The sequence below is a fragment of the Streptomyces prunicolor genome (assembly GCF_045162825.1).
In the GTDB taxonomy this organism is placed as follows: Bacteria; Actinomycetota; Actinomycetes; order Streptomycetales; family Streptomycetaceae; genus Streptomyces; species Streptomyces prunicolor.
Window position 1 is genome coordinate 3,689,798 of the sequence record NZ_CP108676.1, and the last position, 14,956, is coordinate 3,704,753.

12 protein-coding genes are annotated in these 14,956 nt (G+C 69.0%); all 12 read right to left on the minus strand.

The features are described 5' to 3' along the window. Window positions 1–54 precede the first annotated feature (54 nt). The gene (locus OG588_RS16525) at window positions 55–663 is read right to left on the minus strand and encodes a hypothetical protein (RefSeq protein ID WP_393041791.1); all 609 of its coding nucleotides are present in this window, start codon (window positions 661–663) and stop codon (window positions 55–57) included. Window positions 664–756: 93 nt separating this feature from the next. Continuing rightward, complete coding sequence (locus OG588_RS16530; RefSeq protein WP_266856657.1) at window positions 757–2,043, minus strand: glutamate-5-semialdehyde dehydrogenase; 1,287 nt, start codon at window positions 2,041–2,043, stop codon at window positions 757–759. Window positions 2,044–2,146: 103 nt separating this feature from the next. Next, window positions 2,147–2,605, minus strand: a complete 459-nt coding sequence (locus OG588_RS16535) for a hypothetical protein (RefSeq protein ID WP_405953136.1) — start codon at window positions 2,603–2,605, stop codon at window positions 2,147–2,149. Between the two features lie 352 nt (window positions 2,606–2,957). Continuing rightward, a complete protein-coding gene (proB, locus tag OG588_RS16540) occupies window positions 2,958–4,064 on the minus strand; it encodes a glutamate 5-kinase (protein WP_405953137.1) in 1,107 nt (368 codons plus the stop codon). Window positions 4,065–4,277: 213 nt separating this feature from the next. Next, the gene (locus tag OG588_RS16545) at window positions 4,278–5,495 is read right to left on the minus strand and encodes a glycosyltransferase family 2 protein (protein ID WP_405947963.1); all 1,218 of its coding nucleotides are present in this window, start codon (window positions 5,493–5,495) and stop codon (window positions 4,278–4,280) included. Window positions 5,496–5,672: 177 nt separating this feature from the next. Beyond that, entirely contained in the window at window positions 5,673–7,715 is a 2,043-nt protein-coding gene (locus tag OG588_RS16550; RefSeq protein WP_405947964.1) for a hypothetical protein, read from the minus strand. 59 nt (window positions 7,716–7,774) lie between these two features. Continuing rightward, window positions 7,775–9,268 carry an SDR family NAD(P)-dependent oxidoreductase gene (locus OG588_RS16555; RefSeq protein ID WP_405947965.1) on the minus strand — a complete coding sequence of 498 codons (1,494 nt, stop codon included), beginning with the start codon at window positions 9,266–9,268 and terminating at the stop codon, window positions 7,775–7,777. A gap of 148 nt (window positions 9,269–9,416) precedes the next feature. Next, entirely contained in the window at window positions 9,417–10,580 is a 1,164-nt protein-coding gene (locus OG588_RS16560; protein ID WP_405947966.1) for a hypothetical protein, read from the minus strand. Between the two features lie 125 nt (window positions 10,581–10,705). Next, window positions 10,706–12,256 (minus strand): alkaline phosphatase D family protein, encoded by a 1,551-nt coding sequence (locus OG588_RS16565; RefSeq protein ID WP_405947967.1) that lies wholly within the window; start codon window positions 12,254–12,256, stop codon window positions 10,706–10,708. 310 nt (window positions 12,257–12,566) lie between these two features. Next, window positions 12,567–14,003 carry a GTPase ObgE gene (gene obgE / locus OG588_RS16570; protein ID WP_366091570.1) on the minus strand — a complete coding sequence of 479 codons (1,437 nt, stop codon included), beginning with the start codon at window positions 14,001–14,003 and terminating at the stop codon, window positions 12,567–12,569. Window positions 14,004–14,148: 145 nt separating this feature from the next. Beyond that, window positions 14,149–14,403 (minus strand): 50S ribosomal protein L27, encoded by a 255-nt coding sequence (rpmA, locus tag OG588_RS16575; protein WP_019063244.1) that lies wholly within the window; start codon window positions 14,401–14,403, stop codon window positions 14,149–14,151. A gap of 14 nt (window positions 14,404–14,417) precedes the next feature. Continuing rightward, a complete protein-coding gene (gene rplU / locus OG588_RS16580) occupies window positions 14,418–14,738 on the minus strand; it encodes a 50S ribosomal protein L21 (RefSeq protein WP_006374708.1) in 321 nt (106 codons plus the stop codon). Between the last annotated feature and the right edge of the window lie 218 nt (window positions 14,739–14,956).

Below are 14,956 nucleotides of genomic sequence, written 5' to 3' on the forward strand. Positions count from 1 at the left end.
GCCCTGCTACACGACAAGTTCTGACAGGTTCTCACCGAGCCCCTCACAGATCGCTCAGGGCGTGCGCGGTACCGCGGACAGCGGTGGCTGGGAGTTGTCGGCGGAAGCGGAGGGTGCCGCCGCCGTGGCCTGCTCCACTCCGGTGGAGGCCGGTGGCGGGACGCGGTCCCGGCCGCCCGAGGACGCGCCGCGGTAGACCGCCGAGAAAGCCAGGGCGACCATGCCGATGCCCATCACGAGGGCGAGCAGCCAGGCGACGGGGCGGTGCCAGCGGACCTGTTTGCCGTAGGTGCCCGGGGCGCCGTAGCGGCCCTCGACGAGATCGGCGTCGTCCAGGTCGTCGAGTTCCGGATCATGGCCGAATTCGCGTCCGTAGGCGTCCTCGAAGGGGTCGTCGTCGCCTCGTGCGCGTCTGCCGTGCTGAGCGCGGCGGGATTCGGCCTCGGAGGCCTCGGCTCTCGCCTGCGCGGCGGCAAGGAGGCGCTCGACCGCGGTCGGCTCGTGTACTACGGCCGCCCGTATGAAGGCCTCGTCGAAGACCACGGATGCGAACTCTTCGTCCGACATTCCGCGGTCGTGGTCGTCGTCGGGCTCCCAGCCGTCAGGAAACGGCCTGCCCCCCACGTCCTCCGGCACCTCTCCAGAGTAGACCTGGGGGGTCAATTTGGGCAGCCGGTAGGGAAATTCATCCGTTGTGTGAGACGTCTCTCCCCCGACGAGGCGTTATGCCTACCGCATATGCCGAACGGCGGGGCCTCAGCGGCGGATGTGCCCGTCGCCCGTGACGATGTACTTGGTGCTCGTCAGCTCCGGCAGGCCCATCGGGCCCCGCGCGTGCAGCTTCTGGGTGGAGATGCCGATCTCCGCGCCGAAGCCGAACTGGCTGCCGTCCGTGAAGCGCGTGGAGGCGTTGACGGCGACGGTGGTGGAGTCGACCAGCTGGGTGAAGCGGCGGGCGGCCTGCTGGGAGCTGGTGACGATCGCCTCGGTGTGGCCGGAGCTCCAGAGCCGGATGTGCTGGACGGCCTTGTCGAGCGAGTCGACGACGGCGGCGGCGATGTCGTAGGAGAGGTACTCGGTGTCCCAGTCCTCCGGGGTGGCCTCGACGACCGTGGCCTCGGAGTCCTTGGCGTAGGCGAGCACGCGCTCGTCGGCGTGCACGGTGACGCCGGCCTCGGCGAGGGCGTCCAGGGCGCGCGGCAGGAACTCTGGGGCGATGTCCTGGTGGACGAGGAGGGTCTCGGCGGCGTTGCAGACGCTGGGCCGCTGGGCCTTGGAGTTGATCAGGATGTCGATCGCCATGTCGAGGTCGGCGTCGGCGTCGACGTAGACGTGGCAGTTGCCGACGCCGGTCTCGATCACGGGGACGGTCGACTCGTTGACGACGGTCTGGATCAGGGAGGCGCCACCGCGCGGGATGAGCACGTCGACGAGACCCCGGGCGCGCATCAGTTCGCGGACGCTCTCGCGGTTCTCGCCGGGCACCAACTGGACGGCGTCGGCGGGCAGTCCGGCGCCGCCGACCGCGTCGCGGATGACGCGCACGAGGGCGGTGTTGGACTCGTAGGCGGAGGCGGAGCCGCGCAGCAGCACCGCGTTGCCGGACTTCAGGCACAGGGCGGCGGCGTCCACGGTCACGTTCGGGCGGGCCTCGTAGATGATGCCGACGACGCCGAGAGGGACACGGACCTGGCGCAGGTCGATGCCGTTCGGGAGGGTCGAGCCGCGGACGACCTCGCCGACCGGGTCGGGCAGCGCGACGACGTCCCGTACGTCCGAGGCGATGGCCCGAACGCGCTCGGGCGTGAGCGTCAGCCGGTCGATGACCGTCTCGCTGGTGCCGGCCGCGCGGGCCTTGGCGATGTCCTTGGCGTTGGCCTCGACGATCTCGCTCGTACGGACCTCCAGCGCGTCCGCGATGGCGAGCAGCGCGTCGTCCTTCTCGGCGCGCGGCAGCGGCGCGAGGTCGGCGGCGGCGGACTTGGCGCGGTACGCGGCCTGCGTGACCGGGGACAGGGAGTCGTACGGCGAGAGCGTGGTCATGAGGGAAGGGTAGTGCGCCCTGCGGGGGCGTCCACCGGCTATCCCAAAGCGCGAGACAGGCGCGGAAGGCGCCGAAGACGGCTCAAAACAGACCCTGAGGTTCCTAGAACGGGTGTACGCCCACCGGGGTCGCGGGCAGCGGGCCGTATCCCTCGGAGATGCGCTGGTGGTAGGTCTCGCGGTCGATGACCTCCAGGCCGACGATCTCCCACGGCGGCAACTTGGCGGTCTGGCGGTGCTCGCCCCACAGGCGCAGCGCGACGGCGGCGGCGTCGTGCAGGTCGCGGGCCTCTTCCCAGTAGCGGATCTCCGCGTGGTCGTTGGCGTAGCGGCTGGTCAGCAGAAAGGGGTGGTCGTGGGCGAGCTGTTCCAGACCGCGCCGCACCTCCTTCAGCGGGGCCTCGCCGCCGGAGACACTGAGGGTGACATGCCACAGCCGGGGCAGGTCCTTGGGTTCCTCGCCCTCGTACCGGGCGCCGGCCGCGACGCTCGTCAGCGTGCGCTCCTCGCCGGGCGCGCGGGAGGTGACACCACCGCGGGACGCCGCCGCCCCAGGGCGCACTCGTCTCACGACGGCCTCCTTACGCAACGGTCGAGCTGCGGTGCTCGCGCGGAATTTGTCCCTGAGACAAAGTTGAGCAGGCCGAAGGCGTCCGCGTGGCGCTTTTACGGAAGGTCCACCTCACGGCTGTCGCCGGGGGCGGGCGTTCCCGCCCTTTTCGACCGGGAGGCCTGGAGGCGACCGGGGGTCCGGCCCGCCGCGCAGCGGCTGTCGGACTCAGCGTCCCCCGGGTGAGCACAGCACGGAAGGTCCACCTCACGGCTGTCGCCCGGGGCGGGCGTTCCCGCCCTTTTCGACCGCGGGCCCGGGGCGGACGGTTCGGTTGTTCCACGGGGCAGGACCAACAGGTGTTCTACGGGTGCAGGATCACCAGGTCGTCCCTGTGTACGACTTCCCTCTCGTACGACGGTCCCAGCTCCCGCGCCAGTTCCCTGGTGGAGCGGCCGAGCAGCTGGGGGATCTCCTTGGCGTCGAAGTTGACGAGCCCCCGGGCCACCGCGTGCCCTTCGCCGTCCCGGAGTTCGACGGGGTCGCCCGCGCTGAACTCGCCCTCGACGGCGGCGATTCCGGCCGGCAGCAGTGACATACGGCGCTGTACGACCGCGCGTACGGCACCGTCGTCGAGGGTCAACGAGCCCTGGGGCGTGGACGCGTGCTGCAGCCAGAGCAGCCGGTCGGCGGACCGCTTCCCGGTGGCGTGGAAGTACGTCCCCGTGTCGCCGCCGCTCAGCGCGTCGGTGGCGTGCACCGCGCTGGTCAGGACGACGGGGATACCGGCGGCGGCGGCGATACGGGCCGCCTCCACCTTGGTGACCATGCCGCCGGTGCCGACGCCGGCCTTGCCCGCGCTGCCGATCTCGACGTGCGCGAGGTCCTGCGGTCCCCGGACTTCCGCTATCCGCGAGGTGCCCGGCTTGCTGGGGTCGCCGTCGTAGACGCCGTCGATGTCGGAGAGGAGGACCAGCAGGTCGGCGTGGACGAGGTGGGCGACAAGGGCGGCGAGCCGGTCGTTGTCGCCGAAGCGGATCTCGTCCGTGGCGACGGTGTCGTTCTCGTTGACGATCGGGAGGGCACCCATGGCGAGGAGTTGGTCGAGGGTGCGGGAGGCGTTGCGGTGGTGGGAGCGGCGGCTCATGTCGTCGGAGGTGAGCAGGACCTGTCCGACGCGGATGCTGTACCGGGCGAAGGAGGCGGTGTAGCGCGCGACGAGGAGGCCCTGTCCGACGCTGGCGGCGGCCTGCTGGCGGGCGAGGTCCTTGGGGCGGCGGCGGAGTCCGAGCGGGGCGAGTCCGGCGGCGATGGCACCGGAGGAGACGAGGACGACCTCTTTCTCTCCCCCGCTGCGGCTCTTGGCGAGGACGTCGACGAGTGCGTCGACGCGGTCGGCGTCGAGGCCGCCGGCCGCGGTGGTCAGTGAGGAGGAACCCACCTTGACGACGATCCTGCGGGCCTCGGTCACGGCCTGCCTTGCCCCTGCCACGTGCGCGTTCCCCTCGGGTAGGTCCGGCTGGCAATCTACGCGAACCGGGTTGCCCTGTGCACGTTCGTCCAGGTTGCGGACAGGAGGGTTGAGTTCAGAGTGCGGGTGCGTCGTAGCTGGTCGCGCCCCGCGGCGGAGCCGCTAATGTCACAGCCCCGCGCCCCTTTAAAAACGCGGGCCGACCGGTGCCTTTCAGGGGCGCGGGGAACTGCGCGACCAGCCACGACGAACCCGCACCCGACGTACTTTCCGCGCCACCCGACGCAAGAACACACTCGCTCCCCCCTCCCGATACCCCTCCACCTCACGCGCCTCCCGCGGCTCCGCAAGGTAGACCGAGTCCGGCAGCCCCGCCGCCGCGGAGCGGAAGTGCGGATACGCCAGGTACACCCGACGCCCCCGCTTCTCCACCACCGCATCGGGGCGCTTCTTCGACTTGACGAACTCGGCCACCGCCAGCAGGAGTTCGGGACGTTCCTCCGCCACCAGCTGCAGTCGCAGCCGTTCGTCGACCTTGAGGCGTACGGCCACCTCGGGCGTCCAGTGGGCGGCCATCAACGGCTTGGCCAGCTCGAACTTGTGGCGCCGTACCCGCTCGCTGTCCCCCACGTACTTCGGGCCGAACTGCGGAAGCAGGGTGACCAGGAACGGCCGGACCATCAGCTTGTCCCGCTCCACCCCCGGCGGGACCATCTCCGCGATGAGGTTCATCAGGGCCCGCGCGGAGTCGAAGCGCAGGGTGTAACTCCCGCTCTTCGTCACGTGTTTGCCGTCGTCCCGGCCGACCAGGTAGTAGCAGATGTGGTCGGCGATGACGGAGACCCCGTCGGCCCGGAGATACGCCTCCATCGTGAACAGCGCGTCCTCGCCGGTGAACAGCGACTCGTCGAACCGCATACTGTGCCGCTCCAACAGCGCCCGCCGGAACAGCTTCTGGGCGCTCAGCGTGAACTTGATGTTGGAGTGGAAGACGTCGGTGCGCTCCAGTGTCTGGACCCACGCAGCCTTGGGCGGGACCCGGTTGATGCCCTCGACCTTGCCGAGCACCACGTCCGTGCCGTTGCGGTCGGCCATCGCGACCATGCGCTCCAGCGCCTCCGGGGCGAGCCGGTCGTCGGCGTCGAGGAAGAAGACGTAGCGCCCGCTGGCCTTGCCGAGGCCGACGTTGCGTGGGGAGCTGGGGCCGCCGGAGTTCTCCTGGTGGATCACGGTGACGTGGGTCGCGGCGCGGGCCGCGAACTCCTCCAGGTACTCCCCCGTGCCGTCCGTCGAACCGTCGTCCACGGCGATGACCTCGATGCGGGCCGGGTCCAGCGTCTGCGCCTCGACCGAGCGCAGGCACTCGATCAGGTACGGCATCGCCTCGTACGCCCCGACGACCACGGTCACATCAGGCTGCGTCACGGTCACGCGTCCCCCTTCGTCCATGGAGTGTTTCCCCCGCATCTGCTGAAGCGCCATCTACAAGACGGCCGACCGCGTGGATCGGTTGTCCTCCGTCAGCAGGGGATACGCAAAAGAGCCCGGTTTTCGAGGATCACTCCCCAAAAACCGGGCTCTTCTTGACCAAGTACTGACTCGCGCGGGTCAGCTCGTGAGTTCGGCCTCCGTTGTCGCCACCCGCTCCTGCCCGACATTCCGCGTCTCGGACTTCAGCGCGAGGTTCTCCACCGCGGTGTTGAACTGCTCGATGGACGTGGGCTCGTCGGGACCGAGCAGGTACTCCTTGAGTTCCTTGCGGTCCTCGGCCATCGGGTCGGCGTCCGGGGTGCGGACCGCCGCGAGCAACTCGCCCAGTTCCGCAGCCTTGTTGGAGAGGATCACGGCCGCGCGCACCGCCGTGTTCTGCCGCTTGAACTCCTCCACGCCCAGCTTCGCCGAGTCCGTGACCGCGTACGGCTTGCCGCTCGCGATGAAGTCGGAGACCACGCTGGAGATGTCGGAGACCATCGCGTCGGACACGTTGAAGCAGTCGTACAGGCGCGGCTCGGCACCCGAGATGACGCGGTGCTCGAAGGTGCCGACGGAGGTCCAGTACGCGTCGTTCCACTCGGCGCGCAGCCGGGCGATCTCCTCGTACTTGGCCAGGTCGACCACGCCGTCACGGGTCAGCTCGGCCTCGTCGCCCTTGTCGGCGGGTCCACCGGACAGCTCGCTGATCCGGGCCTCGATGCGGGCCAGGTCGGCCTTGGCCTTGGTCCGGGCGGTCGTGTCGGCCTGGAAGCGCGGGTCGCTCGCGCGCTCGATCGCCGCCCTCTCGACCAGCGCGGTGACCTTGCGGTGCGCGGAACCGGCCGCGGCGCTGACCGTGCCGGTGAAGGGGTGCGGCTTGTACAGCACACGCACCGGCGGGTCGGCCTTGAGCAGCTTCTTCACGATGTTCTCGCCGGCCAGCAGGAGAGAGGTGTTGCCGGGGTCGTTGTCCCAGCCCTCCCAGGTCGGCGCGTAGAGCACGGTCGGGATACGGCCCTCGGGGACGCCCTGCCAGGTCTGGATCGGGGCGAGCTGGGGACGGCCGACCTCGACGATGTCGTCGTCGCGGACACCGACGTCGGCGATGGCGTAGCGGTCGCGGCCCGCGCGGCCGGCGGTCCACACCTCGTCGTAGACCTTGCTGAACGGGTTGACGCTGGCCAGCTTGTCGCTGTCGCCGTGGCCGATGAAGACGTGCTTCATGGTGGGGACGCGCAGCAGGTGGATGTTCTTGCCGACGTTGGCCGCGTACAGCGCGACGCGCACGCTCGACAGGTCCATGTTCATCAGGTGCACACCGCCGGGCACGCAGATGACGGGGGCCTTGGTGGGGGCGAGGTTCTGAAGTATGACGCGCTCGCGGAGCAGGACCAGCGGCCGGGTGTCCAGCTGCTCCATGGTCTCCAGCCACATGTTGACCTGGTACGCCGAGTCCTTGGAGCCGGAGAAGCAGAGCACCGTCTGCGGCTTGTACTCGTGCAGCCAGTCGTCGACGGCTTCGAGGATGACCTCGGGCGTCGGCGGGATCTTCGTACCCCTTATGTACGGCAGCAGCGCGACGACGTAGAGGGTGCCCAGGAACAGGGTGACGCCGATGCCGATGAAGGCGGCGACGGCCGAGTCCAGCTGCGCGGAGATCAGCAGGCCCACGACGGCGAACAGGTCGAGGTGGAGCATCTTCTCGGCGGAGCGCTCCAGCAGGCCGAACGGCGGGGCGTCCGGGATGTTGATGCGTGCGCCCAGGTCGACGTTGCGGGTGGCGACCGGCATCCGGCGGCGGTTGCGGATCAGCGTGACGACGGCGCCGTGCGGGGCCTGGAGGCCGTAGAAGGCGATGAAGCAGGCGATCGCGCCGTAGAAGATCAGGTGGTCGGAGAGGTCCATGCGGGCCAGCAGCAGGATCAGCAGCAGCTGGCGGATCAGGAAGCGGATGGAGAGGCCCGCTCTGACCTTGCTGAGGCGGTTGATCAGGTAGCTGGCCTGGCGGTGGAGGTAGTGGTCCGCGACGTATGTCACGACGGTCGCGGCGGCGAAGGCGGGGACGCTCGGGATGAGGGCGGCCAGCATGAGGGCCGGGTATCCCAGCATCATCAGGGCGGCGGCGGCCAGCTCAGCCGCGCTGCCCACCCGGGCCACGCGAATAGCGGTGGAAATCACTGATAAACCTGCTCTTGGGGGTTTCGAGTAATTTACCGGGATCTCAGAAGCAGGCTTAATTAAACGCCGTCCTGGACGTCCAGGACCGAGGCGAGGGCGGCCTCGAAGCCGGAGGCCTTGGCCGCACCGGCCGTCGGGTCCTGCTGGCGGACGTCGATGACATGGCCGGTCAGCTCGGACAGCAGCACGTCGAGCGAGGTACGGGCCACGGCCTCGGAGGAGAGCAGCGTGCCGGTGGGCTCCTGGCCGAAGGCCTTGGTGCGCATCGGGGTGGCGGTGCGCTCCGGGTTGATGCAGTTCACGCGGATGCCGTCGCCGGCCCACTCGTCCGCCAGGGCCTGCGTGAGGTTGACCATCGCGGCCTTGGTCGAGGAGTACAGGCTGTACTCGGCGCGGCCGCGGGTGTAGCTGCTGGAGGTGTAGAGCAGCAGCTGGCCCTTGGTCTCGGCCAGGTACTTGTACGCGGAACGGGCGATCTGCACGGGCGCCAGGTAGTTGACCTTCAGCGCCTCCTCGATCGTCGCGTTGTCCGTCTCGGCCAGCTTGCCGATACGCAGCACGCCCGCGGTGTTGATGACGTAGTCGATGCGCCCGGTCTCGCCGTACGCCTTGGACAGCGCGTCGTCGACCTCCTCGGGGTTCTCGACGTGCGTGCCGGTGGTCGAGCGGCCCAGCGCGTACACGGTCGCGCCGTAGCCCTCGGCGACCTCGGCGATGTCCTTGCCGATGCCGTACGAGCCGCCGAAGACGACCAGGGTCTTGCCGGTGAGCAGCTCGCGGTAGGCGGCCTCGTCGACCTGCTCGGGCGCGGCGGTGGAGGCGAGCTGGAAGAGCTTGTCGGCGATGAAGACGTCGACGGGCTGGGTGACCTTCATGTTGTACTCGTCGCCCGCGACGACGTGGATCGGCACGTCCGGCAGGTACTTCAGTACGACCGAACAGTCGTCCGTGGCCTGGAAGTTGGGGTCACCGGCGGCGACCTCGTAGGCGCGGCGGATCGTGGACAGCTTGAACGCCTGGGGCGTCTGGCCGCGGCGCAGCCGGGAGCGGTCGGGGATCTCGGTGATGAACTCGCCGTCGTCGCCGTGCGTGCGGGTCACGATGATGGTGTCGGCGGACGGGATGGCCACGTCGACGGCCTGGAAGCGCTCCAGGGCGATCACACAGTCGTCGATCACGCGCCGCGAGAGCAGGGGGCGCACGGCGTCGTGGAAGAGGACGTTGCGGTCCTCGCCCTCGGCCAGGCCCTCGCCGAGCGCGGTGATGGCGCGCTCGGTGGTCTCGTTCCTCGTCGCGCCGCCCTCGATGATCCGGGTGACCTTCTGGAAGCCGGCCTTGGCGACGATCTTCTCGATGTCCGGGACGTAGCCCGGCGCCATCAGGACGATGATGTCGTCGATCGAGTCGGCGTTCTCGAAGGTGGTCAAGGTGTGCTCGATGACTGCCTTGCCGGCGATCTTCAGCAGCTGCTTGGGGATCGAGAGACCCACCCGCTGGCCGGTACCGCCGGCCAGGATCACTGCGGTGGTGCGGGGCTTGGCTATGTGCGACACAGGTGACCTTGACCTACCTCGGGACAATGGGGAACTCGCAAATGGTCCCACTCGCGGTTACCGCAGTGCAAGGCGAGTGACCTCCACCGCATATGTGCGCGACACCTGTCATTCATCTTGCACTGCCGGTAACCGAACGATGACGCGCTCAGCGGCGCCGCAACTTCTTCAGACAACGGTGACCGAGAACCCGTACGAGTTCCTTCGACGAGGTCTGGTGAACCGTTCGCGCCTTCGCCGGCGTGGTATGCCGCACGGGCGCCGCCGCGACCGCCGCGAGCGCCCCGTAGAGCGCCTGCGCGGCCACGTCGGGTGCGATCCGCGGCGCCCCGGACACCTTGGCCACAGCCTCCGGCACGGCCGAAAGCAGTGCCGTGTCCCCTACGACCCGTACGCCCGTGGCGGCGATCGTCCCGGCCATCTCGGCGCCGATCGCGCCCGCGGCCTCGATCGCCCACTGAGGCGTGGTGATCTTCACGTCCTGCGGAGTCGGGCTGCACGCATTCTTCATATGCATGACCGCGCCGTTGCGCACGAGCTTGGAATACAGCTCGTCGGGGAGTCCATTGCCGCGGAATTCGACGTTGAGCTTCCGCAGCATTTCGGTCTCGGCGAGGGTGAGAGAACGGTTCGCCGCGTCCGGAACCGGCCGCAGGAGATGCGCGGGCAGTCCGAGCAGCGCCTCGAAGGTGCGCAGCAGCCCGTCCCGGTCACTGTCGTCGACCACGACGACGGTCACCCGCTCGGGACCCACCGCCCGCGTCCACCGCTCCACCAGCCGGTCGTGCCGGTGACGGCGCCAGAAGCTGGGGTTGGGCTGCTCGTACGGTGCCTTGCGGAGCATGTGCTCCAGCCAGTTGTCGTAACCCATGCGCAGGCCGTTCTGCACGTACTGCTGCCACTGCGAGGGCATGATCCTCGCCAGCGGGCGCAGGGTGATCAGGATGTGCACGCGCTCGCCGCCGAGCTGTTCCACGATCCGGGCGACCGTCTCGTCGTCCTCGGCGTCGGCGAAGAACTCGCTGCTGATCACCGAGGTGCGGTCGCCGGTGGCCCGCACGGCGTCGAGGAGACGCGTCCAGTGTTTGTCGGTGGGCACGGTGTCGCCCATCATCGCGGGCCGGGCGCAGGCGGCGAGGGCCGCTTCCATCGGGTGCCTGCTGTGCGCGGGGAAGTCGACGCCGTGTGCGGGCATCGCGTCCTTCGCGGCGAACAGCGCGCCCTGGATGGCCGTGGTCCCGGTCTTGTGCGGGCCGATGTGCAGCAGCCGGGTCCCGACGGGCAGCGCTTCCTTAATACAATCCGTCTCCATGGTTAACGGACGGTAAGAGTTGTTCCTGAGTTAGACCTGAGAGGAGCCTGGGACACAGATGAGTCCCAGGCTCCCGCCACACAGGGTTCATGTTTCCAAAAAGTGTGACACTTTCACGAAAAGTGTCACACTTTTTCCACCCCGGGTCGGCCCGCCTCCACCCGGAGTGCCGCGTATGTGCTCGGCGTCGCCGTGGGCTTGAGCACGGTGTCCACGACCCGCACCTGCGCGTCGATGCCGTCCTTGCGGATGTCGAACAGGTGGTAGCCGCGGTGGGCGTCGATCACCTTCCAGTGCGGGTTGTCCGCCATCAGCGGGTCCCACTGGGCGTGGAAGGCGGCCTGGTCCTGGTCGCCGTTGCTGGAGATGGACGTGCCGACGAACTCGGCGCCGACGACGTCGGAGTCCGGATCGGCGAAGTCCTCCTTCAGATCGCTGATCATCGTGAGGTGCCGGTCGCCGCTGAGCACCACGGGGTTGCGGACGGACTTGAAGTCCTCCAGCAGGGCGTTGCGTTCGACCTGGTAGCCGTCCCAGGCGTCGTAGAACCACTGCTTGCCCGCGCCGAGCAGGATGTCGGTCTCGGCCATCATGATCTGCGAGGCGATGACGTTCCAACGGGCGGGCGAGTGCCGCAGCCCTTTCAGCAGCCACGCCTTCTGCTCGGCGCCCATCATGGTCATCGCCGGGTCCTCGGCGCCGGCCTGCGTGGTGGCCTGGTCGCTGCGGAACTGCCGGGTGTCCAGGACGTTGAGCCGCATCAGCCGACCGAATTCGAGCCGCCGGTACATCTGGATGTGCGGCCCGTTCGGCACGGCGCTCGCGCGCACCGGCATGTGCTCGTAGTACGCCTGGAAGGCCGCGGTCAGCCGCGCGACGAACGCGTCGTGCGACTGCTGGGCGGGGTCCTGCGGGACCTCCCCCGCCCAGTCGTTGTCCACCTCGTGGTCGTCGAAGGTCACGACCCAGGGGGTGTTGGCATGCATGGCCAGCAGATCCGGGTCGGTGCGGTACTGCGCGTACCGATTCCGATATTGAACGAGGCTGTACGGCTCCCCGCTCCCCTCGTGCCGACGCGGACCGCCACCCGACGGCGCCGACTCATAGATGTAGTCACCGACGAAGAGCACGAAGTCGGGGTCCTGGGACAGCATGTCGGCGTACGGCGTGAAGTAGCCGTTCTGCCAGTTCTGGCAGGAGGCGAGCGCGACGCGCAGCCGGCCGCCGGAGCTGTTCGCGTGGGGCGCGGTGCGGGTGCGTCCGGTGGCGGAGATCTGCCCGCTGACACGGAAGCGGTACCAGTAGTCACGGCCGGGCCGCAGCCCCCGTACATCTACGTGAACGCTGTGCCCGTACTCGGGCCGCGCAGGCGCGATGCCACGGCGCAGGTGCTTTCTGAACCGCGCGTCCTCGGCGATTTCCCACTCCACAGGGACGACCTGATCCGGCATCCCACCCCCGTTGAGCGGGTCCGGGGCGAGCCGCGTCCACAGCACGATGCCGTCGGGCAGCGGGTCGCCGGAGGCGATACCGAGGCTGAACACACCGTCGGGCAGCGGGGTTTCGGCAGCTCGGGCCGAGGTCGGCAGCCAGAGCTGGGCGGAAGCGGCGGCCCCCAGCACCGCCGCACCGGCCGCGAGAAAACGTCGTCGATCGGGTGATACGGCTCCGGTCATCGGTGAACTCCCTTGCGACGTTGGCCTCTTGGGTCACTTGGAAGCCTCACAGTGCGCGGAGTCCCGCCCGTTGAACAGTAAGTATCGCGTCCATGACAAATGAGCGCACAGCAAGAGACCCGTTACTCCGGGAGCAACGGGTCTCGGCCAGATTGGTCACGGGGATGGATGATCTTGAGGCCGGACGGGGGACGGGGGTGGGTGAGTGGTGGGCGGGGCGAGCGGGCGGCACGCCTGACGGACAGTCACCCCGCCCGCCGGACACTCACCGCCCAGCCCCAGCCGCCCGAAAGCCGCCCCGCGCCGCGCCTCAGAACGGCTTGAAGTCGTTGAACTCCTGGGTCGCCTCGTCCCGCTCCGCCTGGGTGTCGCGGCGGCGCTGAGCCGCCGGGCGCGGGGCCTCGAAGCGGTGGTCCTCACCACGCCGGCCCAGCATCTCCGCGCCGGCCATCACCGTCGGCTCCCAGTCGAAGACGACCGCGTTGTCCTCGGGGCCGATCGCGACGCCGTCGCCGGAGCGGGCGCCCGCCTTCATCAGGGACTGCTCGACGCCGAGGCGGTTGAGGCGGTCGGCGAGGTAGCCGACGGCCTCGTCGTTGCTGAAGTCGGTCTGGCGGACCCAGCGTTCGGGCTTCTCACCGCGCACGCGGAAGAGGCCGTCCTCCTCCTGCACGACGGTGAAGCCGCTGTCGTCGACCGCCTTCGGGCGGATGACGATCCGGGTCGCCTCCTCCTGCGGCTTCGCGGCACGCGACGCGGCAATCAACTCCGCGAGCGCGAAGGAGAGTTCGCGGAGTCCCGTGTGCGCGACCGCCGACACCTCGAAGACGCGGTAGCCGCGCGCCTCCAGGTCGGGGCGCACCATCTCGGCGAGGTCCTTGCCGTCCGGTACGTCGATCTTGTTCAGGACGACCATGCGCGGACGGCGGTCGAGGCCGCCGTACTGCTTCAGCTCCTCCTCGATCATGTCGAGGTCGGAGATCGGGTCGCGCTCGGACTCCAGCGTCGCCGTGTCCAGGATGTGGACCAGCACGCTGCAGCGCTCTACGTGGCGCAGGAACTCCAGGCCCAAGCCCTTGCCCTGGCTGGCGCCGGGGATGAGGCCGGGGACATCGGCGATCGTGTAGACCGTCTCGCCGGCCGTGACCACGCCGAGGTTCGGGACGAGGGTCGTGAAGGGGTAGTCGGCGATCTTCGGCTTCGCCGCGCTCAGCACGGAGATCAGCGAGGACTTGCCGGCGCTCGGGTAGCCGACCAGGGCCACGTCGGCGACCGTCTTCAGCTCCAGGACGATGTCCTGGAGGTCACCGGGGACGCCGAGGAGTGCGAAGCCCGGGGCCTTGCGGCGGGCCGAGGACAGCGCCGCGTTGCCGAGGCCGCCCCGGCCGCCCTGCGCGGCGACGTACGACGTGCCGTGGCCGACCATGTCGGCGAGCACGTTGCCCGCGCCGTCCATCACGACCGTGCCGTCCGGCACCGGCAGGACCAGGTCCGTACCGTCCTTGCCGGAGCGGTTGCCGCCCTCGCCGGGCTTGCCGTTGGTGGCCTTGCGGTGCGGGGAGTGGTGGTAGTCGAGCAGCGTGGTCACGGACTGGTCGACGATGAGGATGACATCCCCACCCCTTCCACCGTTGCCGCCGTCCGGGCCGCCGAGCGGCTTGAACTTCTCACGGTGGACGGAGGCACAGCCGTGGCCTCCGTTACCCGCGGCGACATGCAGCTCGACGCGGTCCACGAAGGTGGTCATGGGATGTGCCTCCAGTTACGTACAGGAAAGTCTTAGGGGCGCAGCTACGTGCTGCTACCAGTAGAAACACGCGAAAGGCGGACCCGCTTCCCGGAAGGGAAGTGAGGTCCGCCTCGCGAAAGCTTCCGATCAGTTACCTGATGTTTCAGGCGACCGGAACGATGTTCACGACCTTGCGGCCACGGTGCGTACCGAACTCCACCGCACCGGCGTTCAGCGCGAACAGCGTGTCGTCGCCGCCACGGCCGACGCCCGAACCGGGGTGGAAGTGGGTGCCGCGCTGGCGGACCAGGATCTCACCAGCGTTGACGACCTGACCGCCGAAGCGCTTCACGCCGAGCCGCTGGGCATTGGAGTCGCGACCGTTCCGGGTGGACGATGCGCCCTTCTTGTGTGCCATCTCTCCTCAGTCCCTTACTTCGCAGCCGCGGGGATCTCAGTGACCTTGATCGCCGTGTACTGCTGGCGGTGGCCCTGACGACGGCGGTAACCGGTCTTGTTCTTGTACCGAAGGATGTCGATCTTGACGCCCTTGTGGTGGTCCACGATCTCGGCCTGGACCTTGATGCCGGCCAGCACCCACGGGTCGCTGGTCACAGCGTCGCCGTCGACAACGAGCAGGGTCGAGAGCTCGACCGTGTCGCCAACCTTGGCAGTGGAAATCTTGTCAACCTCAACGATGTCGCCGACAGCAACCTTGTGCTGGCGACCACCGCTGCGCACGATGGCGTACACGCTGATCTCACTCTCTAGCTCAGGGACGGCACCCCCGCAGTCCAGCCGCCCTGCAGAGCAGACGGCCTCTCCCGGCGGAACACGCCCGGGAGGAAGAGGTTTACGGGGATGTGGCGTGTCACCAGTGGACACGCCGACAGTCAAGGTTACGGGGCCGCAGCCGAACGGGTCAAACCGGGCCCGGTGGGGAGTGCGACTGGTCACATGGACCAGCCGCA